The organism is Reinekea marina, assembly GCF_030409715.1.
Taxonomy (GTDB): Bacteria; Pseudomonadota; Gammaproteobacteria; order Pseudomonadales; family Natronospirillaceae; genus Reinekea; species Reinekea marina.
Genome location: NZ_JAUFQI010000001.1, coordinates 3,382,766 through 3,407,413, shown reverse-complemented (window position 1 = coordinate 3,407,413; position 24,648 = coordinate 3,382,766). Strand labels below are relative to the sequence as shown.

38 protein-coding genes and 1 riboswitch are annotated in these 24,648 nt (G+C 44.5%); of the genes, 31 read left to right on the top strand and 7 right to left on the bottom strand.

Annotated elements, in window-relative coordinates; genetic code table 11:
* Positions 1 to 2: 2 nt before the first annotated feature.
* On the top strand, positions 3 to 1,136 hold the full coding sequence (locus QWZ13_RS18955; RefSeq protein ID WP_216000502.1) for a PilT/PilU family type 4a pilus ATPase: 1,134 nt from the start codon (positions 3 to 5) through the stop codon (positions 1,134 to 1,136).
* Here QWZ13_RS18955 and QWZ13_RS18950 read toward each other — a convergent pair.
* Positions 1,133 to 1,396 carry a hypothetical protein gene (locus QWZ13_RS18950; protein ID WP_216000501.1) on the bottom strand — a complete coding sequence of 88 codons (264 nt, stop codon included), beginning with the start codon at positions 1,394 to 1,396 and terminating at the stop codon, positions 1,133 to 1,135. The two genes, QWZ13_RS18955 and QWZ13_RS18950, sit on opposite strands and share 4 nt — an antisense overlap.
* Positions 1,397 to 1,420: 24 nt before the next feature.
* Between QWZ13_RS18950 and QWZ13_RS18945 the strand changes: the two genes are divergently transcribed.
* The 3 genes from QWZ13_RS18945 (at position 1,421) to QWZ13_RS18935 (ending at position 3,522) form a co-directional block, all read left to right on the top strand.
* Entirely contained in the window at positions 1,421 to 1,672 is a 252-nt protein-coding gene (locus tag QWZ13_RS18945) for a hypothetical protein (RefSeq protein ID WP_290283151.1), read from the top strand.
* Positions 1,570 to 3,153, top strand: coding sequence for a GMC family oxidoreductase (locus QWZ13_RS18940; RefSeq protein WP_290283427.1), 1,584 nt, complete (start codon positions 1,570 to 1,572; stop codon positions 3,151 to 3,153). The genes QWZ13_RS18945 and QWZ13_RS18940 overlap by 103 nt, the downstream gene beginning before the upstream one ends.
* A gap of 120 nt (positions 3,154 to 3,273) precedes the next feature.
* Positions 3,274 to 3,522: a hypothetical protein gene (locus QWZ13_RS18935; RefSeq protein ID WP_216000499.1), complete on the top strand. Its 249-nt coding sequence runs from the start codon at positions 3,274 to 3,276 to the stop codon at positions 3,520 to 3,522.
* 37 nt (positions 3,523 to 3,559) lie between these two features.
* On the opposite strand, the gene QWZ13_RS18930 is transcribed toward QWZ13_RS18935, so the two are convergent.
* Positions 3,560 to 4,369 carry a hypothetical protein gene (locus QWZ13_RS18930; protein WP_290283150.1) on the bottom strand — a complete coding sequence of 270 codons (810 nt, stop codon included), beginning with the start codon at positions 4,367 to 4,369 and terminating at the stop codon, positions 3,560 to 3,562.
* A 204-nt stretch (positions 4,370 to 4,573) separates the two neighbouring features.
* On the opposite strand from QWZ13_RS18930, the gene QWZ13_RS18925 reads away from it, so the two are divergent.
* Positions 4,574 to 5,194, top strand: a complete 621-nt coding sequence (locus QWZ13_RS18925; RefSeq protein WP_290283149.1) for an alpha/beta family hydrolase — start codon at positions 4,574 to 4,576, stop codon at positions 5,192 to 5,194.
* On the opposite strand, the gene QWZ13_RS18920 is transcribed toward QWZ13_RS18925, so the two are convergent.
* Positions 5,172 to 5,297 carry a hypothetical protein gene (locus QWZ13_RS18920; RefSeq protein ID WP_290283148.1) on the bottom strand — a complete coding sequence of 42 codons (126 nt, stop codon included), beginning with the start codon at positions 5,295 to 5,297 and terminating at the stop codon, positions 5,172 to 5,174. The genes QWZ13_RS18925 and QWZ13_RS18920 overlap by 23 nt on opposite strands.
* Before the next feature lie 27 nt (positions 5,298 to 5,324).
* On the opposite strand from QWZ13_RS18920, the gene QWZ13_RS18915 reads away from it, so the two are divergent.
* Both QWZ13_RS18915 and QWZ13_RS18910 read left to right on the top strand, forming a co-directional pair.
* Positions 5,325 to 5,972 (top strand): MBL fold metallo-hydrolase, encoded by a 648-nt coding sequence (locus QWZ13_RS18915; protein ID WP_290283147.1) that lies wholly within the window; start codon positions 5,325 to 5,327, stop codon positions 5,970 to 5,972.
* A 420-nt stretch (positions 5,973 to 6,392) separates the two neighbouring features.
* Complete coding sequence (locus QWZ13_RS18910; protein ID WP_353959003.1) at positions 6,393 to 7,601, top strand: Bcr/CflA family efflux MFS transporter; 1,209 nt, start codon at positions 6,393 to 6,395, stop codon at positions 7,599 to 7,601.
* 154 nt (positions 7,602 to 7,755) lie between these two features.
* Here QWZ13_RS18910 and QWZ13_RS18905 read toward each other — a convergent pair whose 3' ends face one another.
* Positions 7,756 to 8,325 carry a TetR/AcrR family transcriptional regulator gene (locus QWZ13_RS18905; RefSeq protein ID WP_290283146.1) on the bottom strand — a complete coding sequence of 190 codons (570 nt, stop codon included), beginning with the start codon at positions 8,323 to 8,325 and terminating at the stop codon, positions 7,756 to 7,758.
* Positions 8,326 to 8,589: 264 nt separating this feature from the next.
* A riboswitch (cobalamin riboswitch) is annotated at positions 8,590 to 8,790 on the top strand.
* A gap of 23 nt (positions 8,791 to 8,813) precedes the next feature.
* Between QWZ13_RS18905 and QWZ13_RS18900 the strand changes: the two genes are divergently transcribed.
* From QWZ13_RS18900 to nrdB, 3 genes are read left to right on the top strand one after another with little or no spacing between them, the layout of a single operon-like run.
* Positions 8,814 to 8,957: a hypothetical protein gene (locus tag QWZ13_RS18900; RefSeq protein ID WP_290283145.1), complete on the top strand. Its 144-nt coding sequence runs from the start codon at positions 8,814 to 8,816 to the stop codon at positions 8,955 to 8,957.
* On the top strand, positions 8,918 to 11,194 hold the full coding sequence (gene nrdA, locus QWZ13_RS18895; protein WP_290283425.1) for a class 1a ribonucleoside-diphosphate reductase subunit alpha: 2,277 nt from the start codon (positions 8,918 to 8,920) through the stop codon (positions 11,192 to 11,194). The genes QWZ13_RS18900 and nrdA overlap by 40 nt, the downstream gene beginning before the upstream one ends.
* 15 nt (positions 11,195 to 11,209) lie before the next feature.
* Positions 11,210 to 12,322, top strand: coding sequence for a class Ia ribonucleoside-diphosphate reductase subunit beta (gene nrdB / locus QWZ13_RS18890; RefSeq protein WP_216000496.1), 1,113 nt, complete (start codon positions 11,210 to 11,212; stop codon positions 12,320 to 12,322).
* 3 nt (positions 12,323 to 12,325) lie between these two features.
* Here nrdB and cls read toward each other — a convergent pair whose 3' ends face one another.
* From cls to QWZ13_RS18875, 3 genes are read right to left on the bottom strand one after another with little or no spacing between them, the layout of a single operon-like run.
* Positions 12,326 to 13,756, bottom strand: a complete 1,431-nt coding sequence (cls, locus tag QWZ13_RS18885; protein ID WP_290283144.1) for a cardiolipin synthase — start codon at positions 13,754 to 13,756, stop codon at positions 12,326 to 12,328.
* Positions 13,746 to 13,883, bottom strand: a complete 138-nt coding sequence (locus QWZ13_RS18880) for a hypothetical protein (RefSeq protein ID WP_290283143.1) — start codon at positions 13,881 to 13,883, stop codon at positions 13,746 to 13,748. Before QWZ13_RS18880 ends, cls begins: the two co-directional genes overlap by 11 nt.
* Positions 13,837 to 15,087, bottom strand: a complete 1,251-nt coding sequence (locus tag QWZ13_RS18875) for a cyclic di-GMP phosphodiesterase (protein ID WP_290283142.1) — start codon at positions 15,085 to 15,087, stop codon at positions 13,837 to 13,839. Before QWZ13_RS18875 ends, QWZ13_RS18880 begins: the two co-directional genes overlap by 47 nt.
* A 380-nt stretch (positions 15,088 to 15,467) precedes the next feature.
* On the opposite strand from QWZ13_RS18875, the gene rpsJ reads away from it, so the two are divergent.
* From rpsJ to rplO, 21 genes are all read left to right on the top strand, one after another.
* A complete protein-coding gene (gene rpsJ / locus QWZ13_RS18870; RefSeq protein WP_008044356.1) occupies positions 15,468 to 15,779 on the top strand; it encodes a 30S ribosomal protein S10 in 312 nt (103 codons plus the stop codon).
* Between the two features lie 102 nt (positions 15,780 to 15,881).
* On the top strand, positions 15,882 to 16,514 hold the full coding sequence (gene rplC / locus QWZ13_RS18865) for a 50S ribosomal protein L3 (RefSeq protein WP_216000493.1): 633 nt from the start codon (positions 15,882 to 15,884) through the stop codon (positions 16,512 to 16,514).
* A gap of 9 nt (positions 16,515 to 16,523) precedes the next feature.
* The gene (rplD, locus tag QWZ13_RS18860) at positions 16,524 to 17,132 is read left to right on the top strand and encodes a 50S ribosomal protein L4 (RefSeq protein WP_216000492.1); all 609 of its coding nucleotides are present in this window, start codon (positions 16,524 to 16,526) and stop codon (positions 17,130 to 17,132) included.
* Positions 17,129 to 17,425 (top strand): 50S ribosomal protein L23, encoded by a 297-nt coding sequence (gene rplW / locus QWZ13_RS18855; RefSeq protein WP_216000491.1) that lies wholly within the window; start codon positions 17,129 to 17,131, stop codon positions 17,423 to 17,425. The genes rplD and rplW overlap by 4 nt, the downstream gene beginning before the upstream one ends.
* Positions 17,426 to 17,442: 17 nt before the next feature.
* Positions 17,443 to 18,267 (top strand): 50S ribosomal protein L2, encoded by an 825-nt coding sequence (gene rplB, locus QWZ13_RS18850; RefSeq protein WP_216000490.1) that lies wholly within the window; start codon positions 17,443 to 17,445, stop codon positions 18,265 to 18,267.
* A gap of 22 nt (positions 18,268 to 18,289) precedes the next feature.
* Entirely contained in the window at positions 18,290 to 18,562 is a 273-nt protein-coding gene (rpsS, locus tag QWZ13_RS18845; RefSeq protein WP_216000489.1) for a 30S ribosomal protein S19, read from the top strand.
* A 12-nt stretch (positions 18,563 to 18,574) separates the two neighbouring features.
* A complete protein-coding gene (rplV, locus tag QWZ13_RS18840; protein ID WP_216001066.1) occupies positions 18,575 to 18,910 on the top strand; it encodes a 50S ribosomal protein L22 in 336 nt (111 codons plus the stop codon).
* A gap of 15 nt (positions 18,911 to 18,925) precedes the next feature.
* A complete protein-coding gene (gene rpsC, locus QWZ13_RS18835) occupies positions 18,926 to 19,618 on the top strand; it encodes a 30S ribosomal protein S3 (protein ID WP_216000488.1) in 693 nt (230 codons plus the stop codon).
* 12 nt (positions 19,619 to 19,630) lie between these two features.
* Positions 19,631 to 20,044, top strand: coding sequence for a 50S ribosomal protein L16 (gene rplP / locus QWZ13_RS18830; RefSeq protein WP_216000487.1), 414 nt, complete (start codon positions 19,631 to 19,633; stop codon positions 20,042 to 20,044).
* Positions 20,044 to 20,235, top strand: coding sequence for a 50S ribosomal protein L29 (gene rpmC, locus QWZ13_RS18825; protein WP_216000486.1), 192 nt, complete (start codon positions 20,044 to 20,046; stop codon positions 20,233 to 20,235). The genes rplP and rpmC overlap by 1 nt, the downstream gene beginning before the upstream one ends.
* Position 20,236: 1 nt before the next feature.
* Complete coding sequence (rpsQ, locus tag QWZ13_RS18820) at positions 20,237 to 20,497, top strand: 30S ribosomal protein S17 (RefSeq protein WP_216000485.1); 261 nt, start codon at positions 20,237 to 20,239, stop codon at positions 20,495 to 20,497.
* Positions 20,498 to 20,534: 37 nt separating this feature from the next.
* Positions 20,535 to 20,882 carry a 50S ribosomal protein L14 gene (gene rplN, locus QWZ13_RS18815; RefSeq protein WP_290283424.1) on the top strand — a complete coding sequence of 116 codons (348 nt, stop codon included), beginning with the start codon at positions 20,535 to 20,537 and terminating at the stop codon, positions 20,880 to 20,882.
* 50 nt (positions 20,883 to 20,932) lie between these two features.
* Positions 20,933 to 21,259: a 50S ribosomal protein L24 gene (gene rplX, locus QWZ13_RS18810; protein ID WP_216000483.1), complete on the top strand. Its 327-nt coding sequence runs from the start codon at positions 20,933 to 20,935 to the stop codon at positions 21,257 to 21,259.
* 11 nt (positions 21,260 to 21,270) lie between these two features.
* Positions 21,271 to 21,810, top strand: coding sequence for a 50S ribosomal protein L5 (rplE, locus tag QWZ13_RS18805; protein WP_216000482.1), 540 nt, complete (start codon positions 21,271 to 21,273; stop codon positions 21,808 to 21,810).
* Between the two features lie 12 nt (positions 21,811 to 21,822).
* On the top strand, positions 21,823 to 22,128 hold the full coding sequence (rpsN, locus tag QWZ13_RS18800) for a 30S ribosomal protein S14 (protein WP_216000481.1): 306 nt from the start codon (positions 21,823 to 21,825) through the stop codon (positions 22,126 to 22,128).
* 70 nt (positions 22,129 to 22,198) lie between these two features.
* Positions 22,199 to 22,591, top strand: coding sequence for a 30S ribosomal protein S8 (gene rpsH, locus QWZ13_RS18795; protein WP_216000480.1), 393 nt, complete (start codon positions 22,199 to 22,201; stop codon positions 22,589 to 22,591).
* Between the two features lie 14 nt (positions 22,592 to 22,605).
* On the top strand, positions 22,606 to 23,139 hold the full coding sequence (gene rplF, locus QWZ13_RS18790) for a 50S ribosomal protein L6 (protein WP_290283139.1): 534 nt from the start codon (positions 22,606 to 22,608) through the stop codon (positions 23,137 to 23,139).
* Between the two features lie 11 nt (positions 23,140 to 23,150).
* Complete coding sequence (gene rplR, locus QWZ13_RS18785; RefSeq protein ID WP_216000478.1) at positions 23,151 to 23,501, top strand: 50S ribosomal protein L18; 351 nt, start codon at positions 23,151 to 23,153, stop codon at positions 23,499 to 23,501.
* A gap of 10 nt (positions 23,502 to 23,511) precedes the next feature.
* Positions 23,512 to 24,018 carry a 30S ribosomal protein S5 gene (rpsE, locus tag QWZ13_RS18780; protein ID WP_216000477.1) on the top strand — a complete coding sequence of 169 codons (507 nt, stop codon included), beginning with the start codon at positions 23,512 to 23,514 and terminating at the stop codon, positions 24,016 to 24,018.
* A gap of 5 nt (positions 24,019 to 24,023) precedes the next feature.
* Entirely contained in the window at positions 24,024 to 24,209 is a 186-nt protein-coding gene (gene rpmD / locus QWZ13_RS18775; protein WP_216000476.1) for a 50S ribosomal protein L30, read from the top strand.
* A 4-nt stretch (positions 24,210 to 24,213) separates the two neighbouring features.
* Positions 24,214 to 24,648, top strand: coding sequence for a 50S ribosomal protein L15 (gene rplO, locus QWZ13_RS18770; RefSeq protein WP_216000475.1), 435 nt, complete (start codon positions 24,214 to 24,216; stop codon positions 24,646 to 24,648).

Here is a 24,648-nt window from a genome sequence, read left to right as displayed (position 1 = left end):
CCATGGAATTCGATAAATTATTACGTCTAATGGTTGAAAAAGGTGCGTCTGACCTTTTCATAACCGCAGGTGTGCCACCCAGCATGAAAGTGAACGGCTCGGTTCTTCCCGTGACTAAGTCGCCCTTAAGCCCTGAAAAAACCAGAGAGCTGGTTCTCTCGGTAATGTCAGAAAAACAACGTATTGAGTTTAACGAATCTCAAGAGTGTAACTTTGCCGTATCTGCACGCGGAATAGGACGATTCCGTTGCAGTGCCTTCCATCAAAGAAACTTAGCTGGCATGGTCTTGCGTCGCATTGAAACTCGCATTCCCCGTATTGAAGAGTTGGGCTTACCCGATGTCATTAAAAAGCTGGCCATGACGCGTCGTGGTTTAGTGATTTTTGTGGGCGCAACCGGTACCGGTAAATCGACCAGTTTGGCGGCCATGATTGGTCACCGAAACCGGAACTCTAAAGGGCATATTATTTCGATCGAAGACCCAATCGAGTTTATTCACCAACACGAAGGCAGTATTGTTACGCAGCGTGAAGTGGGCATTGATACCGATAGCTTTGAAATTGCGTTAAAAAACACCCTGCGTCAGGCCCCTGATGTCATCATGATTGGTGAGGTTCGTTCGCGTGAAACCATGGAATATGCGTTAGCATTTGCAGAAACGGGCCACCTATGTTTGGCGACGTTGCATGCGAATAACGCCAACCAGGCGCTCGATCGAATCATGCACTTTTTCCCGCACGAGCGTCAGCGTCAGTTGTGGATGGATTTATCGCTGAACCTTCGAGGTATTGTGGCGCAGCAATTGGTGCCAACTCCCGATGGGCAGGGTCGAAAAGCCATTATTGAAGTGTTGTTGAACTCCCCATTGGTATCGGATCATATCCGAAAAGGTGAAGTTCACTTATTGAAAGATTTAATGAGTAAATCGAGTGAGCAGGGTATGCAAACCTTTGACCAGGCGCTCTTCAAAGCCTATAGCAAAGGGGAAATTACCTATGAAGATGCGCTTGCTTATGCCGATTCTGCGAATGATTTGCGTCTCATGATTAAACTTGATCAAGAAACCGATTCAAACCACTTAAGTGGTCAGGCCGCTAAATTGAGTATTCAAGAGTCCGGCGATTACGATTTTTAGTGATCTTCTTGGGCCAATCTTAATCGAACAGACTTAGCTTTTTCTAACAGGTCTGGCTCTTCTGGATGCGCTGCTAACGCTTGTTCTAGTGTTTTCAGCGCATTTTTATCATCGGCAACCGATTCAAACACTTCGGCCTTTTCCAACCAATGTTGCACCTGTGACTTTCGTTGACGCGCACTGTTGCGGTTATCAACCATTCTAAAATAGAAAATAAGCACTAACAGCAGCATTACACCGCCTACCATCGAAAATGCCATATTCGTTCCTTATCTTCGTGCTATTTGCCAAACAATAGCTTAAAAAATACCTTCATGACTACCTATAGCGGCGGGCTCGCGGTAATCTGTGGTGATTGCACGATCAACAATAATTATAAGGATTCAGTGTGGAATACGATTACATCATTATCGGAGGCGGCTCAGCTGGGTGCGTGCTCGCGAATCGATTGTCGGAAGACTCAGACGTTTCAGTGGCCTTACTGGAGTTTGGCGCTGCTGATACCTCACCAGCGGTTCACATTCCATTTGGTATGACAACAACAGTGCCGACTTCATATTTAAATTATGCCTATAAGACAGTACCTCAAAGCGGTTTGAATGGTCGTCAAGGTTACCAGCCACGAGGTAAAACCTTAGGCGGCTCAAGTGCTATAAACGCAATGATTTATGTGCGCGGTCATCGCTCTGATTACGATGAATGGGCGGCTCTTGGTAATGAGGGCTGGGGGTTTGATGACCTGTTGCCCTACTTTAAAAAATCAGAGCATAACGAGCGCCTCAATACCGAACTGCATGGCCAAGGTGGGCCATTAAACGTCAGTGAATTACAAAGCCCCAGTGCAGCTCGAGATGCTTTTGTCGCAGCAGGGGTAGAAGCCGGTTTTGTGCAAAATGATGATTTTAATGGCCCAGAACAAGAAGGCATTGGTGCGTATCAGGTTACCCAAATTGATGGCCATCGATGCAGCGCGGCGAGAGCTTATTTAACGCCCGTTATGCATCGCCCCAATTTAACGGTTTTAACCAAAGCAAAAGTATTGCGCCTAACCCTCGACAAAAAGCGTTGCACCGGCGTGCATTTATATTGGCGAGGCAAAGCGCATACCGTCACGGCTAAAAAAGAAGTCATTGTTTCGGCAGGTGGTTTAAATTCTCCACAAATTCTCCAGTTATCGGGTATTGGTCACCCAGATGATTTACGATCTGTTGGTATCAAGGTTCAGCATGAATTGCCTGGCGTTGGTTACAATCTTATGGACCACCCCGATGTGGTGCTTACGTTTAAAAGTAAGAATAAAGCGACTTTAGGGCCATCGCCTAAAGGCCTGTATGATATTGCGAATGGGCTTTGGAAGTTCTATCGAGGCAATTACCAAAGTGTAGTGTCATCGAATGGCGCTGAGGCTGGTGGGTTTATAAAAAGTGAACCGAATAAAGAAAAGCCCGATGTTCAATTGCATTTTGTGGTGGGTATTTTACAGGATCATTTACGTAAACCATCGCCTTTTCATGGTGTCAGTTGCCACGTATGTGCATTGCGACCTAAAAGCCGAGGCTGGGTGAAACTAGCGTCAGCGAATCCATTTGATGCGCCGTTGATTAACCCCAACTTTTTAGCGGAGCAAGAAGATGTAGACACGCTTTTCAATGGCATTCGTGAAACGCAAAAAATACTGGAGTCACCAGCCTTGGCAGATTTTTGCAGCACCGAAACCCATTCGTTATTAAAGCTAAGTGACGCTGAACTAAAAGCGGCTATACGCAATAGAACTGATACGGTTTACCACCCATTGGGCAGCTGTAAAATGGGTAGCGATGAATGCTCAGTGGTGAATTCAGAGTTGAAAGTTCACGGTTTAGAGGGGTTACGTGTGGTCGATGCATCAGTTATGCCGACCATTATTGGAGGCAATACCAATGCACCGACGATGGCCATTGCTGAAAAAGCGGCCGACTTAATTAAGGCCGACAGGTTCACTCAACAATTGTCGGCGGCTTATGAGTTAAATGGCTAAAAAGTTTAGCCGAAACTGCTAGATGTTTGTTGTGGGTGGCCTGAAACCCTTTAAAACAAGGGGTATCAAGTTGGCACGGTTCCTGTAATAGGGTAAGTAAATGACCTTAAGGAGAGAACCGTGTCTAAATCTGATTACTATATTGATAACATGTACCCGCCCAGCCGAAAAAGTTCTTCAATTGCGCGCACCTGCGCTAAAGTCTTTCTGGTATTTTTACTTATTGCAGGCGCAGCAACCGGTGGCATGTGGATAGTCGGCGCCTTGTTTGGTGTGTTTTTTGGCTTGCTGGGTTTGGTGTTAAGCTTGGCTCCAGTGATTTTCACCATTTGGATTATTTGGCTCATCGTTAGAGCTATTGTCGTATAACATCTGGCAGCGGAGATGCCGCTGCCTTTTGTTTAACCTAGTAACAATAGGTGACTGGCCATTTTCGGTTAGTCAGCAATAAGGAGACGGCGCTGCTGGGCTTTATGGTGATGCTGCCAGTGAATTTAAAGCCCGACGTATCGATAAAGAAGTCGGTGCTGTCTTTTGCAATAAGCTGCTGGGCCACAAAAGGTGGCGGCCAATTCACAATAGCCGATTCTACTAACGACATTTTAATAGGTAGCATACCGGTTAGATCCGCTTCGGCACTATTGTTTAGGCGTCGCATGATATCCGCCATCGATAAACTGTAGGTGCGTGCACTCTTGCTAATATCTATGTTGGTGCTCGATATAATGCGGCCACACTTCACAGAAAAAGCTAAATGTCTTTTATCGGCGCTTGATTCATTTAAGCGAAGTATCAATTGATCCGATTTAAAAAACACTTGATTCTCAAGCGTCTCCTTATCGGTCAAAACGACTTGCGGTAACGGCGGCACATTAACACCCCCGACACCCGTAATGTCGAGTCTCTGCGCGAAACTACCTTGCTTCAGTTTTAATCCGTAACGCCCATCTTTTCTGGCTGCCACGAGTGTTTTTGTTTCTCCAGAGTTGACGGTTAGTAAGGCGTCGTCTGCTGAATCTAGCCTAACGGGCTGACCCCAAAAGCCGCGCTTAAGGAAAATGTCGATGGTTTGCCGGTCTTCTTCAGCGACGACGGACACATTAACGGTTAGTTTATCGGGCTCTGTGCTGCTTAAAGGTACGCTTGCACAACCTGTAATAAACCATAATGAGAAGAGCGTCACGGTGACAAGTTTTTTTGAGATGAAATTGTTCATAAACTGATGTGAACTCTGTAAGGTCGTATAGACATGATAAAGGGGGTCATTAAAAATCGCGAGCTTGTGTTATCGTAATATTAGTTTTAACATTGTTCGAAATGTCGACTTCGTCACATTTTTTGTGCGCATGGTCGAGAAAAGAGTAGGTTAGGTCCAATACGTCTGCTTGAGTAATTAAAACAAATAACTAGGAAGAAATTAGTGAGCGAATTTCTAATTAATGGCGATGCAGGATGCCCAACGCTAGTTTTTGCACACGGAGCAGGTGCTGGTATGGAGTCTGACTTCATGCAATATGTATCAACTGAGTTGTCTTTGCTAGGTGTTCGAGTCATTCGGTTTAACTTTCAATATATGCAGCAACAGTTGTTAACTGGGAAAAGACGACCGCCCGATCGTCAGCCTAAGCTTCTCGAACACTTCAAAGATGTTATCGATCGTCTTGCTATTACCGAACCCTGTTTTATTGGTGGGAAATCGATGGGAGGGCGAATGGCTTCAGTGTTGGCGACCCAGATAGACGTTGATGGTGTCGTAGTATTTGGTTATCCCTTTCATGCGTTGGGTAAGCCGGAAAAAGTTCGTATTGATCATTTCCCTGCGTTGAAGTGCCCTGTCATGCTTTGCCAAGGCGAACGAGACAATATGGGTAACGCAGAAGATGTAGCTCAGTATCGTTTGGCTGAAAAGATGCAGATCGAATGGTTTCAAGATGGAGATCATGATTTAAAGCCAAGAAAATCCAGTGGCTATACTCACGAGCAGCATTTACAAAACGCCGTAGAAAAAGTCAGTCAGTTTATACTGTCGCAGGCAAAGTAAACGGGTATTCCAGTTGCCGCCTTGGGTCGATATCTAATAAAATTGTTAAGACCGAGCTTAAACGTACTGTCATTGGTATCTTGAGCTCGAAATTACCTTTCAAGCCAACCACCCTAGAGCGAGACGCCTTTTGCTAAAATATGAAATCATGCCCGTAACAGCCTTTGCACAGAATTGTTCATTACTTTGGTGTGATGAAACAAACGATGCAGTGTTAGTGGATGCCGGGGGTGAAGCCGATAGGCTGCTTGATGCAATTAAGCAAAAAGGTTTGAACTTAACGGCCATATGGCTAACGCATGGACATCTAGATCACGCAGGTGGCTCTCAAGATATTAGAGAGCGAACTCAAGTGCCCGTAATTGGGCCGAGTAAAGAAGATGAGTTTTGGTTAGAAGGGATAGAGCAACAAGCGCAAATGTATGGCTTGCCGGGGTTACGCAATGTAATTCCTGATCGCTGGTTAACTCATGGCGATTCACTGCAAGTAGGTAATGAAACCTTGGATGTTATCGCCGCGCCTGGACATACACCCGGCCACGTTATTCTTCATCACCCCAAGCAACAACTCGCCTGGGTCGGCGATGTTATTTTTGCTGGCGGCATAGGCCGAACCGACTTTCCAAAAGGCGATTACCAAACATTGATTAATTCTATTACTCAAAACCTGTGGCCACTGGGAGATAATGTTAACTTTATTCCCGGTCACGGCCCAGAGTCTACCTTTGGAGCCGAGCGCCAATCTAACCCTTTTGTAGCGGATCATCTTTTCAAATAATATCTATATATGGTTTGACAAGCCATTGTAATCTTAACAGGAGGACAGCAGGCTGCGACCGATCTTTTGTCTTATAATTGTATATTGATAAGGTGCAATTGGCTCGCTTTTAAACGAGCTGGCCCTTTTTTTAAACCTCCCACACGCTAGAGCGGCTCTTTAAGGCTATTGTAAGCCTAAACATATTTACATGCCGACCAAAATATTTCCGAAATCCTGTTTGACACCTATTTCCAATGAACTTAAACTCACTTTATCTATCTACTGGTAGGTAGGTTGTCGTGAGCCTATGTTGTATTGGTTATATATTCTTTGATTCAGTTGGGGGTTCAGATTCTGATTTGACTTTTTATGCCGATGAGCTCATTTGAAATACACGTTAGGAAATTAAAATACACACTCTAATTTAGGGATAATAGTATGGCTCAACAAAAGCAATTTGGATTTGTGTTCTTTGCAATAATGCTTGCAATGGTCAACCTGTTAACTTCAGATGTTTACGTATCCGCATTTCCGGATATTAAGGAGAGTTTTGCAACCAGCGAAATGCTGGTGGGATGGTCTTTAAGTATTTTCTTTATCGGCTCGATACTCACACTGCCAATCTACGGCCCGATGTCTGACAGGTTTGGTAGAAAGCCTGTATTAATGGTTGGCTTGACTATATTTGCAGCGGGTAGTTTTGGGTGCTTCTTTTCAACAACTATTGAAGAGTTTCTTGTAGCCAGGTTTTTTCAGGCAATGGGAGTATGCTCTGCGTATGTACTTTGGCAACCCATGGTGGTTGACATATATCCTGAAAAAGATGTACAGAAAATATTCTCGATAGTTATGCCATTTCTGGGCATTTCTCCCGCATTAGGACCGCTATTTGGCGGTGGATTAACAGAGGTTTTCAGTTGGCGCTCGATTTTTATTTTCCTCCTTCTTTTGAATTTTATTTTGGTCCTCTGGACGATGTTTATTTTTAAAGAGTCATTAAAAACTGATGTGAATAAAATGAAAGGCAGTGTATTAGCAAGTTATAGAGAACTTACAGGTAGCCGTATATTTATTGTAATTGCAATAACCTTGGGTCTCTGCATTGGAGTGTATATGGCGTATCTTACATTGACTCCATTTCTTCTTGAATCACTTGATATGTCACCGGTATATATAGGGCTTACATTTATCCCTATCGCGGCTGCCTTCGGTTTAGGTGGAGGCGTAGGAAAATCACTATGTGCACAGTACTCGGAGTTGGCAGTTACAAAAATTGGCGTGTTCGGATTATTAACTGGCTCTGCTGTACTTATAATATCTATCAGTATTGCTCCACTAACGGCTGCATATCAATTGTTTGTGCCCTTTATGTTGGTCACATTATCTATTGGCATAACCATACCCACTGGCACTTCCCTTGTTATGAGTATTCACAGGGATATTTCAGGTGCCTGTTCAAGCGGAATGAATCTAATAAGTTCTTTGTTGGCATTCATCATAACGTTAGCTTCAGCCGGTTTGTTAGCTAAATACAGGGTTCATACTATTGGTATTGTTGCTGTAGTCTGCTCAGTGCTAGCCTTTCTTTTAATATCTACAACAACTGGCGATGAAGATTCAATATCAACAGAAGAGCCTACTTTATGAGCATCAAGGAGAAATAGAATTTAGCTACAGTAACCAAAGATATCTTCATTACGGGGTGAAGAATCTTTGGTTAATTATTTGTGGTTAAATTATGAATCGAAATATGTAGCTTTTAAGGTTTTTAACGAAAGTCATTCTTTGGTTCGTGAAAAAATCATGCTTTGAGCATCAATCTATATTGTTGTCGAACTTTGTCTACCACCAAGTCAAAGTACTTTGCATCTTCCATTGAACGCGCACCCATTAATGCACCGTTGAGGCTGGCCTGTATATGGGCGGAATTTTGCTTGATCTCATTAGCAGTTAAGTTGTTTGGTGCATGTTCTATTTGAGAGCTGATCCATTCTAAGTTTAATCTATAAAAACTGCTCAACTGCTGAACAACAGGCTCTGGTAAAATGTCGATGTCTGCCCCTAGCATAATGCACAGAGAAGTATACTTGTTGTCCATGAATTCTGTTCGATACATCTTGATGTAGTGTTCAAGGCGATCAGATGGGCTGTCAAGCTTCTGCTCAGCCTCTAATAAGGCTGCTTCAAAATTTTCAATGTATCGTACTAAGATGGCTTCAACCAACTCTCCTTTTGTAGCAAAGTGATAGTGGACGCTTGCGCTCTTAATTCCAATCTCATTTGCAATTTCTCGAAATGCAAAACCCTGAAAGCCTTTCGTACGTAGGAGTGACTCCGCGATATCCATAATGCGACTTGCTGTCTTATTCATTTTTTAAAACTCGGGTGATTATTAGGTCATTTTTAAACAATAAGATAATGGAGCGGTTTAGCTGATAAAAGCTAGCTCCTTAAAGCTATACCTTTCAGGCACTAATCTATCATAGAATTAATTGTAATTTATTCATAGCCTCGGCCCAGAGTCTACCTTTGGAGCCGAGCGCCAATCTAACCCTTTTGTAGCGGATCATCTTTTCAAATAATATCTATATATGGTTTGACAAGCCATTTCTATCTCTATATCTTGTGCTTTGCTTAAAAAGCAAATCAGATTGGTAACAACTTTGACGGCTGTTGAACACTTCACAGCCTCTTGGGAAATCGGTGAGAATCCGATGCTGCCCCCGCAACTGTAATGGAGAAGCCTGTATTGTAATCCCACTGAGACAATGTCTTGGGAAGGGAATGCAGATGTTGATCCCTAAGCCAGGAGACCGGCCATGACGATTATTCAAACACTAACTCGGGCGGGGCGAACCGATGACAAGTAATCACTTGTTTAATAAAGCATGTACATCAACATTCACCAGCTGTTTTTCTGGGTGTTGTTGTGTGACGGCTTCCCCGCTTTGTCATGATTGGAGATTGGCAAAGTGCAAATTAAAAAACGAAATGGTCGTTTAGAAGCGATCGACCTCGACAAAATCCATCGCGTATTAGATTGGGCATCTCAAGGGCTAGAAAAAGTTTCTGTATCTGAAGTTGAGCTCAATGCCAAGATTCGCTTTTACGATGGTATCTCTACATTTGAAATTCATGAGACACTGATAAAGGCCGCAGCAGACCTAATATCAACTGATACACCCGACTACCAATTCTTTGCAGCACGTTTAGCAATTTTTCATATTCGTAAGCAGGCCTATGGTCAATTTACGCCGCCGCCGTTGGCAACCCATGTGAAAAATCTAGTTGCTCAAGGCCGCTACGATAAAGAATTGCTATCGCAGTATTCTGAGGAAGACTGGCAACAGCTCGATAGTATTATTCAGCATCATCGAGATTTAGAATTTGCTTATGCAGGCGTTAAGCAGCTGCAGGCGAAATACTTAGTGCAAGACAGAGTCACTGGGAAACTGTTCGAGTCACCTCAGTTTCTCTATTTATTAATCGGTGCCTGCTTATTTGCCCATTACCCGCATGATAAACGGTTGGCTATGGTTGCTGAGTTTTATGAAGCCAGCTCAACCCACAAAGTATCGCTACCAACGCCTATTATGTCGGGTGTACGTACACCCACTCGGCAATTTTCATCGTGCGTGTTGATCGATTGCGATGATAGTTTAGATTCAATAAATGCCACTTCAGCCTCAATTGTAAATTATGTTTCTGCGCGTGCAGGTATTGGCGTTAACGTAGGAAAAATAAGAGCGATTGGCTCACCCATTCGCAATGGAGAAGCCTACCACACAGGCTGTATTCCCTTTTATAAACACTTCCAAACAGCGGTTAAATCCTGCTCTCAAGGCGGCGTTCGAGGTGGTGCGGCAACCTTGTTTTACCCGTTATGGCACTTAGAAGTAGAAGACTTGTTGGTTCTTAAAAATAACCGAGGAGTTGAAGAAAACCGCGTCCGTCACTTAGATTATGGCGTTCAATTAAATAAGCTTATGTATAAGCGCCTGATCGAAAACAGCCATATAAGTTTGTTTTCACCTTCTGATGTTCCAGATCTTTATGATGCTTTTTTTGCAGACCAAGCTGAGTTTGAAGCGCTTTACCTTAAATACGAATCCGATGAGGGGATTCGCAAAAAAACCATCAAAGCCACCGATTTGTTTTCGCTCTTGCTGCAAGAGCGTGCATCTACCGGTCGAATTTACATTCAGAATGTAGATTTGTGCAACGATCACGGACCTTTTATTGCCAGCGTAGCGCCGATATTACAAAGCAATTTGTGCATGGAAATCGCGCTGCCAACGTCACCTTTAACCCGTGTCGATGATGAGAACGGTGAAATTGCACTCTGTACACTCGCCGCTGTTAATCTGGGTAAAATTGAAGGCCTGCACGAACTGGCGAGCTTAAGCCGAATTTTAGTTCGAGCGCTCGATGCGTTGTTAGATTACCAAGATTACCCTGTAGCCGCCGCTAAGCGGGCAACGATGAAGCGCCGTCCTTTGGGTGTTGGGGTGATCAACTATGCAAATTATTTAGTTAAAAGCTCGGTACGTTATAGCGATGGATCAGCCAACAATTTAACCCACCAACTTTTTGAAGCGCTGCAGTATGAATTGTTAAATGCCTCAGCCGATTTAGCTCAAGAGCAAGGTGCATGCCCTGGTTTTGTTGAAACTAAATACTCGCAAGGGTCATTGCCGATCGATCGTTATAAGCAGGAAATCGATAAGCTTGTCGATACTCCCTTGCAATACGATTGGGAGGCGTTGAGAACAAAAATTCTGTCTCACGGTTTACGCAATTCAACGCTCACGGCATTAATGCCCTCAGAGACTTCTTCTCAAGTGGCTAATGCAACGAATGGCATTGAACCACCTCGTGCGTTGGTTTCTGTTAAGGCTTCTAAAGACGGTATTTTAAAACAAGTCGTACCCGATATTAAAACACTGGCGAATAGTTACGAACTGCTGTGGCAGCAACCCAACAACAAAGGCTATTTGCAACTCGTCGCCATTATGCAGAAATTTGTCGATCAAGCGATTTCAGCCAACACCAGTTATCAGCCAGAACAGTTTGCCGAGCGCAAAGTACCCATGCAGCTGCTGATGCAAGATTTATTAACCAGTTATAAGTTGGGCTTAAAAACACTTTACTACCACAACACTCACGATGGCTCTAGCAATAAGCACGAACAAAGTGTGCAGCAAGAAGTGGGTTGTGAATCTGGCGCGTGTGCCATTTAATTTAAGGAGTGTGAGATGAGTTTTTTATCGTTTAATCAAAAGCAATTTAACCCGTTAACTCAACCGATGTTTATGGGAGAGTCCGTCAATGTTGCACGATTTGATCAACAACGTTATCCCATGTTTGAACAATTGATAGAAAAACAACTGTCCTTTTTTTGGCGCCCGGAAGAAGTAGATTTATCTCAAGATAGAAAAGACTTTTTAGCACTGAGTGAGCATGAAAAGCATATTTTCTTAAGTAATTTAAAATATCAGACTTTGTTAGACAGCGTGCAAGGGCGCTCACCTAATATTGCCTTCTTGCCGATAGTCAGTTTGCCTGAGTTAGAAACTTGGATAGAAACCTGGGCGTTTAGTGAGACGATTCATTCGCGCTCATACACGCATATTATTCGTAATATTGTGTCTGATCCCAGCGTCATCTTTGACGACATTGTGAATACACCGGAAATAGTCGAGCGGGCTGAATCCATCACAGATTACTACGATCAGCTGATTTATGCTGTTCAGCAATGGCACTTACTGGCTCCGAATGAACAAACATCGGCTAAGCAACGCGAAATAAAGCGATTGCTGTACCTGACAATGGTGACGGTTAATGTATTGGAGGCCATTCGCTTTTATGTCAGTTTTGCCTGCAGTTTTGCGTTTGCAGAAAATGCTAAAATGGAGGGTAATGCAAAAGTAGTGAAGCTTATCGCACGCGATGAGGCGCTGCATCTTAGCGGTACAGAGTTCATTATTAATACTTGGGCCGAAGGCAAAGACGATCCAGAAATGGCTGATATAGCAAAAGAGTGTCAGGGCGAGCTGATGGGTATTTTTAAAGATGCCGCAGATCAAGAAAAAGCCTGGGCAAACTACCTGTTTGCACAAGGATCAATGATGGGTATAAACGCAGATATTCTGCACCACTATATTGAGTTCTTAACCGATGAGCGACTGCAGGCGCTTAAGCAAGCACCGTTGTTTAATCGCACCGATAATCCTCTGCCTTGGATGGACCACTGGGTGTCGAGTGAGGCGGTACAAGTCGCTCCGCAAGAAGTTGAGATATCGAGTTACCTAGTAGGCGCAGTTAATACCGAAGTGAATACGAACGAATTCGAAGCGTTCGAGCTATAGTCATTAGAGCAAAGGGCTGGCGAGCTGAGCGATGCTTTCAAATACCTTTTTAGGTAAGGATCGCGCTCGCCATTGCGCCAATGTCAGTGATTTTGAGTCAGACAAATAGCTTTTGATCACTGCCATAATGGCCGCATTAAATTGAACATCTTCTACAATCAGTGTCGATTCAAAATTAAGCCAGATGCTTCGCATATCTAAATTAACCGAGCCGACCAAGGTTAATGAATCATCAATCACAACCGACTTAGTGTGTAGCAGCCCGCCTTCAAAGCGGCGAATGTCTACCCCAGAAAGCAAAAGCTCTTCGAAGAAAGATCGGCCTGCGTATTGGGCTAGCTTACTGTCATTTAATCGTGGCAGTAAAATGATAACTTCAACGTTGCGTTTTGCAGCGGTTTTTAACGCCTGCAATAGCGATTCATCTGGGACAAAGTAAGGCGTCGTAATAATCACGCGATGCTGCGCGCTGTGAATGGCGGTTAGCAATACTTGTAATAATAGCTCGTCATCCAACGCTGGGCCGCTGGGTAATAATTGCATTTGTTCCGATGTATGTGTGTTTTGTGTTGGCCAGCAAAGGTGTTTTTCGAGACGGATGCCCGTTTCTAACTCCCAATCAAACACCAGTGTGCTTTGAATAAAGTGCGATATTCCGCCTTCAAGACGCACCATAATATCAATCCACTCACCTACGCCGGCATCGGTTTTGAAATACTTAGGATCCACTAAATTCATTGAGCCGGTATAAGCTACGTTGCCATCTATACTGATCAGCTTGCGGTGCATGCGCAGGTCTTGCCGGCGTAACGTCATCCTTAACAAATTAGCATGGAGTGAATCTATGATTTGAATGCCTTGGCTGCGCATGTTTTTTACATGGTCACTGCGAAAAAATCGGCTTGACCCAACGCTGTCAAACATGAGGTGAACGTGCACACCGCGTTTTGCGGCTGCAATCAGTGCATCGACAACACGGTGAACATTGCCCTTAACCTCAATAATATAAAATTCAGCAAAAATAACTTTTTCTGCACGATTAATATCGTCGAGTAATGTGCTGTATAGCTCATCAGATTGGCTTAAAACTTTCCAGCGCTCTACATTTAATGCGGGTGCACCAATGGCTTGGTGAACTAACTTCATAACTTTTGGTGCGGCGTCGGGCAAAAAGGTGGGTACTTGCAAAGAATGTAACCATTGCGAGTAGTGTTTAAACTGCTCAGCAGCACGCTTCGCTCTAAGGCTGCCTAAATAGCGTTCGCCAAATAGCAAGTAGAGCGCCATGCCCATACCAGGAAGAATATAAATAAATAAGAGCCAAGCTAGAGTTACGCCCACCGGGCGACGCCTCAGCAAAATACGAAAACTGAGACCGAATAAAACTAAGGCATAAGTACTGGCCATCAGTGTAACGAAAAACTCAGTGGGCATAGCGGTTCTCTTGCGGAATTCCTAATGCGGTTAGGATAAATCGAATCGGGCGATATTGTAAGCGTAACCTAAAAGGCAGGTTAGCTCGTGAGCAGTTGCCGGGTATAGTCGTGCATAAAAACACCATAACTACCATCGTGCAGCATCGTTTTAATTCGCACTCGAGGATTACCTTGTTTGTCGACAACATTGCGCAAGTTGACGATGGTTTCTGGCATTTCATTTTTATTTTGATCACGAATGATGGAGAGCTTTGGCAAAAGGCGGGCATTATTGTTTTGCCCGATAACGACACCCACCTCACCACTGCTCAATTCAACAAGGGTGCCGATAGGATAGGTGCCCATCATGGCGATAAATTGATCAACTAAGTAGCTGTCGAAGTCAGACCCTCGCCCGCGATAAAGAATACGACAGGCTTCAAATACGGTACGTTGCTCAGCGTAGGGCCTAAAACTGGTCATGGCATCAAAGGCATCTAAGATGTGAATCAATCGAGCATATTGGTTGGTGTGGCTGCTTAAGCGCCTCGCAGGATAACCATTCCCGTCTGCCCGTTCATGGTGGTAGTAACCTGCTTCTACCACGGCTTGATCAAATCCAGATTTTTCTAGAAAGTAACGAGTCCATTTAGGGTGCGATTGAATTAATTGCCACTCAGACTCAGTTAAGGGGCCTGGTTTGTTTAAGATAGCTTGGGGTATTTTAATGTTGCCTATGTCAAACAGTAACCCAGCAAGACCTGCAGTTTTTGCCTCCGCACGGGTCCAGCCACAATGGACAGCAAAAACCATGGCTAAGATGCTAACGTGCATGGCATGTTCAAAGCCATAGTTTTGGTGTGACTTCACTCTCGAAAGCCAAGACATGGCCGAGGTATTTTGCAAAATAGAATCCAAGCAATGCTCAACTTGTGAGGTGAGCTTTTTAGCATCAAATTCTTGATGTATGGAAAACTGCTTATAGCAAGTCCGTAAAGATTTTATGGATTCTGTGTACACAGGCAGCACTGTGCGCAGTCCGGTTTTAGCCAGATCTCTATCTATGGAAGCAGGGATTTCAGAGGCAAATGCCTTTGAGGGTTTTTTAAAGAGGGTGGTTTTCTTCTTTTGTTTGAATGTGTAGATGCTTTTATGGGTATCAACATAAACAAATTCACACAGGTTTTGCAGCGTAGCGATGTCTTCGCCAGACTGAAGCAAAAACCCTTGCATTAAAAAGGGTGTTCCAAGCCATGGCCGATCTAATCGACACACAAACATACCCTTTTCCAGTAACCTGACTGGCAAGGCAAGCGTGCTGTCGTTGATCTGCTTAGGTGACTGGATCACATTGAACATCTACCTGTACATTAATGTATGAAGTCTATCACAAATTTAAGATTCCGCGAGACGTGAGACCGCTAACGCCCTAGGTTTGTTTGCCCAACAAAGGTATCGGCTTGTTGTGTCAAATCTGCAACGGAGTAAGCATCTAGTTAGTTATATTTTGTAACTCAAATCTTCTTAAGTGGCCGAACAGCCAGTAATCATGCTCCAACCAATGTAACCTTTTGTAAAAAAACGCTACACCCAAAGGTAAGTGTATGATTTCTATAATGAAAACCAGATCTAATCTTAGATTGACACTTCTGGCCAAGATACATACAATACGCGTCCCTCGAATTTGGGGGAAATTAACTGCTGTTTAACATCTTTGGAGCTTTGGTCACATGCAGAACCAAAAGATCAGAATTCGCTTGAAAGCTTTCGATCATAGATTGATCGATGCGTCGACTCAAGAAATTGTCGATACGGCGAAACGTACAGGCGCGCAGGTGCGCGGCCCTATTCCGCTACCTACTCGTAAAGAGCGTTTCACTGTGCTGATCTCTCCGCACGTGAACAAGGATGCGCGTGATCAGTACGAGATTCGTACTCACAAGCGCATGCTAGATATTGTTGAACCAACTGAAAAGACAGTGGATGCACTGCGTAAGTTGGATTTGGCAGCAGGTGTGGATATTCAGATTAGCTTAGGCTAGTAAATAAAGTAGATGCTCTACTGTAACGGCCCTAGTAATACCGAAAGGTAAAGTTGGGGCGGCCATAGCGGGTTTTAGCCCCGTACATAGAGGAATAAAGTAATGTCAATTGGTTTAATTGGCCGAAAGCAAGGTATGACTCGCATCTTCACAGAAGATGGCGTTTCTATCCCTGTAACGGTCGTTGAAGTTGAGCCTAATCGCGTTTCTCAAGTGAAAACGAAAGAAACCGACGGCTATGTCGCTGTTCAGCTTACAGCTGGTAACAAGCGCGCAAACAAGGTTAGCAAGGCAGAGGCAGGTCATTTTGCTAAAGCTAACGTTGAAATGGGTGATTCTACTCGTGAATTCACAGTTGCTGATGCTTCAGAATACGAAGCAGGTAAAGAGCTAACTGTTGAATTGTTCGAAGCGGGTCAGAAAGTTGATGTGACCGGAACCTCTAAAGGTAAAGGCTTCGCTGGCGCGATCAAGCGTCACAACTTCTCTATGCAAGACGCAACTCATGGTAACTCCCTTTCTCACCGTGCTCCCGGTTCTATCGGTCAGTGTCAAACACCAGGTCGTGTTTGGAAAGGTAAGAAAATGGCAGGTCACATGGGTGCCGTTCGCAATACTGTTCAATCTCTAGAGGTTGTACGTGTAGATGCTGAGCGTAACTTGCTGCTCATTAAAGGTGCGGTACCGGGTGCAACCGGTGGTCGTGTTGTTGTTCAACCTGCGGTTAAAGGCTAGGAGGTAGCAATGGATATTCAAGTTGCTGGTAATGCTAGTACCAAGGTTGAGCTAAGCGAAGCCACCTTTGGTAATGAATATAATGAAGCGCTAGTACATCAAGTAGTGAATGCTTACTTGGCTGGTGCTCGTCAAGGTAGTCGTGCAACTAAGACTCGTTCTCAAGTTGCTGGTGGTGGTGCTAAGCCATGGCGTCAAAAAGGTACGGGTCGTGCTCGTGCTGGTACTATCCGCAGCCCAATCTGGGTTGGTGGTGGTCACGCTTTTGCTCGTACTCCACAAGACTGGTCTCAGAAAGTTAACCGTAAAATGTATCGTGGTGCGGTTAAATCTATATTGTCTGAGTTAGTTCGTCAGGACCGTTTAGTTGTTGTTGAAGATCTTAAATTTGAACAACCAAAAACTAAATTATTCTTGGCAAAAATGAAAGAAATCGATGTAACAAGTGCTTTGATCATCGCTGATGAAGTAGATCAAAACCTGCATCTTTCTTCTCGTAACGTTCCACACATTGAAGTAAGTGACGTTGCTGGTGTAAACCCAGTTAACCTTGTAGCTTACAAGAAGGTGTTGGTAACTGTAGCCGCGCTTAAGAAGCTTGAGGAGGTTTACGCATGAACCAGGAACGTATCTATCAGGTCGTTTTAGGTCCGCACATCTCTGAAAAAGCGACGATCGTAGCGGAAGGGAATAGTCAATACGTTTTCCGTGTGGCTAAAGATGCAACTAAGCCTGAAATCAAAAAGGCTGTCGAGCAGTTGTTCGAAGTTAAGGTTGACTCAGTACGTACACTTATCCAAAAGGGTAAAACCAAGCGCACACAGCGTGGCATGGGTAAACGTGTTGATGTTAAGAAAGCTTACGTACGATTAGCTGACGGTCAGGAAATTGATTTCCTGGGCGCAGAATAAGGTAGGGGTTTCGAGCAATGGCTATTGTCAAAGCAAAACCGACCTCAGCGGGTCGTCGTCACCTAACTAAAATAGTACACGAAGAGCTTCATAAAGGTTCTCCGTACGCTCCTTTAGTTGAGAAGAAATCTAAATCAGGTGGTCGTAACAACAACGGTCGTATCACTACTCGCCACATCGGTGGTGGTCATAAGCACCATTATCGTTTAGTTGACTTTAAGCGCAACAAAGACGGTATTGCTGCGAAAGTCGAGCGTTTGGAATACGATCCAAACCGTTCTGCGCACATTGCATTAGTTTGCTACGCAGACGGTGAGCGTCGTTATATCTTGGCTCCAGGCGGTTTGAAAGCTGGTGATCAGGTTATTTCTGGCGACCACGCGCCAATCAAGGTTGGTAATACAATGCCTTTGCGCAGCATGCCTGTTGGTTCTGTTGTGCATAATATTGAGATGAAGCCAGGCAAAGGCGGTCAAATCGCTCGTTCAGCCGGTACTTCAGTTCAGTTGGTCGCTCGTGAAGGTGCTTATGCAACTCTACGTTTGCGTTCAGGTGAAATGCGTAAAGTTCTTTCTGATTGCCGCGCCACTTTAGGTGAAGTGAGCAACTCAGAACATAGCTTGCGTCAGCTCGGTAAAGCAGGTGCTTCACGCTGGCGCGGTGTTCGTCCGACTGTTCGTGGTGTTGCCATGAACCCGGTAGATCACCCGCATGGTGGTGGTGAAGGTCGTACTTCGGGCGGTCGTCATCCAGTTACTCCTTGGGGCGTTCCAACTAAGGGTTACAAAACACGTAAGAACAAGCGCACGGATCAATATATTGTCCGTCGTCGTTCTAAGTAATTTAATTTAAGAGGAAAAGGCTGTGCCACGTTCACTTAAGAAAGGTCCATTTGTAGACCTGCACTTGATGAAAAAGGTAGAGGCTGCACTGGAAGCGGGCGAAAAGCGACCTATCAAAACTTGGTCTCGTCGCTCCACAATCTTCCCAGAATTTGTTGGGTTGACCTTTGCAGTCCATAATGGCCGTCAACATGTGCCTGTGTTTGTAACCGAAGATATGGTTGGACACAAGTTGGGTGAGTTTGCACTTACTCGTACTTATAAAGGCCATGCTGCGGACAAGAAAGCTAGGTAAGGGGTAGATATGATGGAAACACAAGCTGTAATGCGCGGTGCGCGTCTGTCTGCTCAGAAAGGTCGTCTTATTGCGGATTTAATCCGTGGTAAGTCGGTTGCTGAAGCTTTAGACATTCTAACGTTTAGCCCTAAAAAGGGTGCTGACTTAGTAAAGAAAGTTCTTGAGTCTGCAGTTGCAAACGCTGAACACAATAATGGTGCAGATGTTGACGAACTAAACGTCTCTACTGTCTTCGTTGATGAAGGCATGACTATGAAACGTATTCGTCCGCGTGCTAAAGGCCGTGCAGACCGGATCTTAAAAAGATCTTGTCACATCACGGTTAAAGTTGCCGAGCAGAATTAATAGGAGAGAGTTCAAATGGGTCAAAAGGTTCATCCGACTGGTATCCGACTCGGCATCACTAAAGACCATAACTCGGTCTGGTATGCGGGAAGTGATACGTACTCGAAGAAACTATTGAACGACATTGAAGTTCGTAGCTTTTTAGAGAAGAAATTAGAAAAGGCTTCTGTAAGCAAGATCGTTATTGAACGACCTGCTCAGAATGCGAAAATCTCAATTCATACCGCTCGTCCAGGTATTGTGATCGGTAAGAAAGGTGAAGATGTTGAAGTATTGCGTCAAGAATTGACAGCAATGATGGGCATTCCTGTCCACATCAACATCGAAGAGATTCGTAAGCCAGATCTTGACAGTAAGTTAGTTGCCCACTCTATTGCGGGTCAGCTAGAGCGCCGTGTAATGTTCCGCCGTGCGATGAAGCGCGTTATGCAGAACGCTATGCGAGGCGGTGCTCAAGGTATTCGTGTACAAGTAAGCGGCCGTTTAGGCGGTGCTGAAATTGCTCGTGCAGAGTGGTACATGGAAGGTCGCGTACCTTTGCATACCTTACGTGCTGATATTGATTATGCTACTGCCGAAGCTAATACCACTTACGGTATTATCGGTATTAAAGTTTGGATTTTCAAAGGTGAAGTTTTAGGCGGTATTGAAGAAGTACGCGCCAATGCGAAAGCAAAAGCAGCACCTAAGAAAAACGCGAAGCGATAAGGAGTACGTTCAATGTTAATGCCTAAACGTACGAAATTCCGCAAGATGATGAAGGGCCGTAATCGCGGTCTTGCACTTCGCGGAAGCAAAGTAAGCTTTGGAGAATATGCACTTAAAGCAACTGGCCGTGGTCGTATTACTGCCCGTCAGATTGAAGCCGCACGTCGTGCTATGACTCGTCATATTAAACGTGGTGGTAAAATCTGGATTCGTGTATTCCCAGATAAGCCGATTACTCAGAAGCCTCTAGAGGTTCGTCAGGGTAAAGGTAAGGGTAACGTTGAATACTGGGTATGCCAGATTCAACCAGGTAAAGTTCTATACGAAATGGAAGGCGTTAGTGAAGAGATTGCACGCGAAGCATTTGCTTTAGCGGCTGCAAAGATTCCTATTGCTACTACATTCGTTAAACGACAGGTGATGTGATGAACACTAAAGATCTTCGTGAAAAGTCTGTTGAAGAGCTGAACAACACTCTGTTGGACTTGCTACGCGATCAATTTAAATATCGCATGCAAAAGACGACTGGTCAGTTGAGCCAGACGAATTTGCTTGGGCAGGTCCGCAAGGACATTGCACGTGTGAAAACTGTATTGAACGAGAAGGCAGGTGCTTGATATGTCTGAAAACACAGCTCGTACCGTAACTGGTCACGTAGTCAGCGATAAAGCTGATAAGACAATCACTGTATTGCTAGAGCGCAAAGTAAAACACCCTATTTATGGGAAATACGTTAAGCGTTCTACTAAGATCCAGGCTCATGATGAAAAGAATGAGTGTGGCTTAGGCGATACCGTGACTGTTGAAGAGTGCCGTCCTATGTCTAAAACAAAGACATGGCGGTTGGTTAGTATCGACGAACGCGCAGTTCGCGTTTAATTCGGGAGTTTGATCCATGATCCAAACAGAATCCGTATTGGATGTAGCTGACAACAGCGGTGCTAAACGCGTCCAATGTATTAAAGTTTTGGGTGGCTCACACCGCCGTTACGCTCATATCGGTGACTTGATTAAAGTTTCTGTGAAGGAAGCAATTCCTCGCGGTAAAGTTAAGAAAGGTCAAGTTATGAACGCGGTAGTAGTGCGCACCAAAAAAGGTGTTCGTCGACCGGATGGCTCTGTTATCCGTTTTGATGTAAACTCAGCTGTTCTGCTGAACGCAAACAATGCGCCAATCGGTACCCGTATTTTCGGGCCTGTGACTCGCGAATTGCGTACTGAAAAATTCATGAAAATCATTTCCCTGGCGCCGGAAGTACTATAAGCCCCTTCGGGGCTTATTTTATGAGACGGTAGCAGGAGGTGGAGTAAAAAATGCAAAAGCTAATAAAAGGCGATGACGTAATTGTTATTGCTGGTAAAGACAAAGGTAAGCGCGGCAAGATTTCTGCTGTGATCTTTGATGAGAAGAAAGGCGATAAGTTTTTGGTATCTGGCATTAACCTTGTCAAGAAAAACCAAAAGCCTAATCCTCAAGCTGGTGTCCAAGGTGGCATCATTGAGAAGGAAGCGCCTATTGCTGTATCTAATGTTGCAATCTTCAACCCAGAAACTAACAAGGGCGACCGAGTTGGCTTCAAAGTAGAAGATGGTAAGAAAGTACGCATCTTTAAGTCCACGAAAAAAGTGATTGGTGAATAAGGGATACAACTATGTCTAGACTAAAAGATCTATACAAATCTGACGTTGTGTCTGCGCTCCAAAAAGAGTTCGGCTACAAGAACGTTATGGAAGTCCCACGAATCACAAAGATCACCCTTAACATGGGCGTGGGCGAAGCAATCGGTGACAAGAAGCAGATAGAAAACGCAGTGCGTGATCTTGAAGCAATTTCTGGTCAAAAGGTTGTTGTAACAAATGCACGTAAATCAGTTGCTGGCTTCAAAATTCGTGAAGGTTGGCCAATTGGTGTAAAGGTAACTTTACGTAAAGAACGCATGTGGGACTTTTTGGACCGCCTAGTCGATATTTCTTTACCTCGTGTACGTGACTTCCGGGGTATTAACCCTAAGTCATTTGATGGTCGTGGTAACTACAGCATGGGTGTTAAAGAGCAAATTATCTTCCCTGAAATCGAGTATGACAAGGTTGATAAATTACGCGGTATGGATATCACCATCACCACAACTGCAAACACCAATGATGAAGGCCGCGCTCTATTAAAAGCGTTGTCCTTCCCGTTCAAGAGCTAAGGGGATAGGTTCATGGCTAAAGAGAGTATGAAAGCTCGCGAAGCGAAGCGTACCAAGCTAGTTGCTAAGTATGCAGAGAAGCGAGCGGCGCTAAAAGCGACCATAAAAAACCCAGAATCTTCAGCTGAAGATGTATGGGAAGCACAAATTGCACTACAAAAGCTGCCAAGAGACGCAAGTCCTGTTAGAATGCAGCGCCGTTGCCAAGTAACGGGTCGACCACACGGTGTATACCGTAAGTTTGGCCTGTCTCGTAACGTACTCCGTGAACAAGCCATGTTAGGCAACATTCCCGGTCTTAAAAAAGCAAGTTGGTAAGCTAAACGGTCTGGGCCGGGGTATGTCACCCCGGCTACCGCGTTTAAGCTGATTATAGAGGTTATATCTAATGAGTATGCAAGATACGCTTGCGGATATGTTCACACGTATTCGTAATGCACAGCGATCAGGTCATGCTGCTGTTGCAATGCCATCTTCTAAGCAGAAGACAGCTATTGCAGATGTACTAAAGGCAGAAGGTTTCGTAGCTGGTTACACCGTTGAAGGTGAAGCTAAAAAAGTTATGACAATCGAGCTTAAGTATTTCGAAGGCAAGCCTGTTATCGAATCAATTCAGCGTGTATCCCGCCCTGGTTTACGTCAATACTGCAGTGCAACTAATTTGCCTAAAGTATCTGGTGGTTTGGGAATCGCGATCATTTCTACTTCTAAAGGCGTCATGACTGACCGCGCAGCACGTGCTGCAAGCGTTGGTGGTGAAGTCATCTGTGAAGTTTTCTAAGGAGTGAACTAGCGATGTCTCGAATAGCAAATTCCCCAGTGACGGTTCCTGCCGGTGTTGAAGTTAAACTTGACAGTGAATCTATTACTGTTAAAGGCGGAAAAGTAACGTTATCGCAAGCGATGCACCCTTCTGTTGAAGTTAAGAAAGAAGGTGACACTCTTACTTTTGCGGCACGTGATGGTGGTAAAATTTCACGTGCAATGTCTGGCACAATGCGCGCGTTAGTCAGCAACATGGTTGTTGGTGTTTCAGCGGGTTTTGAAAAGAAGCTAATCTTAAATGGTGTTGGTTACCGTGCGAAAGCAGCAGGTAAAACACTTAATTTAACGTTGGGTTTCTCTCACCCTGTTGATTACGTATTACCTGAAGGTGTGACAGCCGAAACTCCTAGCAATACGGAAATCGTATTGAAAGGCGCGAACAAGCAACAGCTTGGTCAAGCCGCAGCAGAGATTCGTGCATTCCGTCCGCCAGAGCCATATAAAGGCAAGGGTGTACGCTACGCTGACGAATACGTTCGTCGTAAAGAAGCTAAGAAAAAGTAAGGGCATAGGTCATGAGCGAAAAGAAAATTTCCCGTTTACGCCGTGCTCGTCGCAGTCGTGCAAAAATGCGCGAATTGTGTACGAATCGCTTAAGCGTAAATCGGTCAAATCAGCACATTTATGCGCAGATTATCTCAGAAGATGGCAGCAAGATTTTAGCAAGTGCTTCTACTTTGGATAAAACATTGCGTTCTGATGCAACTGGTAATATTGAAGCAGCCGCTAAAGTAGGCACTCTGATTGCAGAGCGCGCTAAAGAAGCTGGTATTGAAAACGTAGCTTTCGACAGATCTGGTTTTAAATACCACGGTCGTATGAAAGCATTGGCAGACGCGGCCCGTGAAGGCGGCCTGAAATTCTAAGGTGTGAATGATGGCGAATAATGATCAAGTTCAAGCTGGCGGCGATCTGCAAGAAAAGTTAGTACAGGTCAACCGTGTAGCAAAAGTAGTTAAAGGTGGCCGTATTTTCGGTTTCACAGCTTTAACGGTAGTAGGTGATGGCGAAGGTAAAGTTGGTTTCGGTCGCGGTAAAGCGAAAGAAGTCCCTGTCGCAATCCAAAAAGCCATGGACGCAGCGCGTCGTAACATGGTTGAAGTTAACATTGTAGACGGCACGGTACAGTACGCTGTAACGGCTCGACATGGTGGTTCTAAGGTGTTCATGCAACCAGCCTCTGAAGGTACTGGTGTAATTGCAGGCGGCGCTATGCGTGCTGTTCTTGAAGTTGCAGGCGTACACAACATCTTGGCTAAGTGTTATGGTTCTACAAACCCAGCTAACATCGTTCGCGCGACTGTTAAAGGTTTGTCCATGATGCGTTCACCTGAAGATATCGCTGCTAAGCGTGGTCTGTCTGTAGACGAGATTCTGGGGTAAACACCATGGCTAAGAAAACAGTAAAAGTTCAATTGTTCCGCAGCCCGATTGGTGCTCAGCCTAAACACCGTGCATCGGTTAAAGGTTTGGGTCTAACCAAAATGAATCAGGTACGCGAGCTTGAAGACACTCCCGCTGTACGCGGTATGATCAACAAAGTGCACTACTTAGTGCGCGTGGTTGAGGGGTAAGCAAATGTATTTGAATAAATTAAGCCCAGCAGAAGGTTCTACTCATGCGCCAAAGCGTGTTGGTCGTGGAATTGGTTCTGGCTTAGGCAAAACTTGTGGACGTGGCCATAAAGGCTTGAAATCACGTTCTGGTGGTTCAGTTAAAGCTGGTTTTGAAGGCGGTCAAATGCCTTTACAGCGTCGCTTACCAAAATTCGGTTTTAATTCTCGTCTTGCAGGTAAGACTGCAGAGATTCGTTTGAACGAATTGACGTTAATTGAAGGCGATGTTGTTACAGTTGATGCTCTTGTTAAGGCCGATGTAATCAGCCATAACATCCAGCGCGCTCGCGTAATCCTTTCTGGTGAAATTACTAAAGCTGTTACAGTTAAAGGCTTAAAAGTAACCAAGGGTGCGAAAGCAGCAATTGAAGCAGCAGGCGGTAAGGTAGAGGAATAA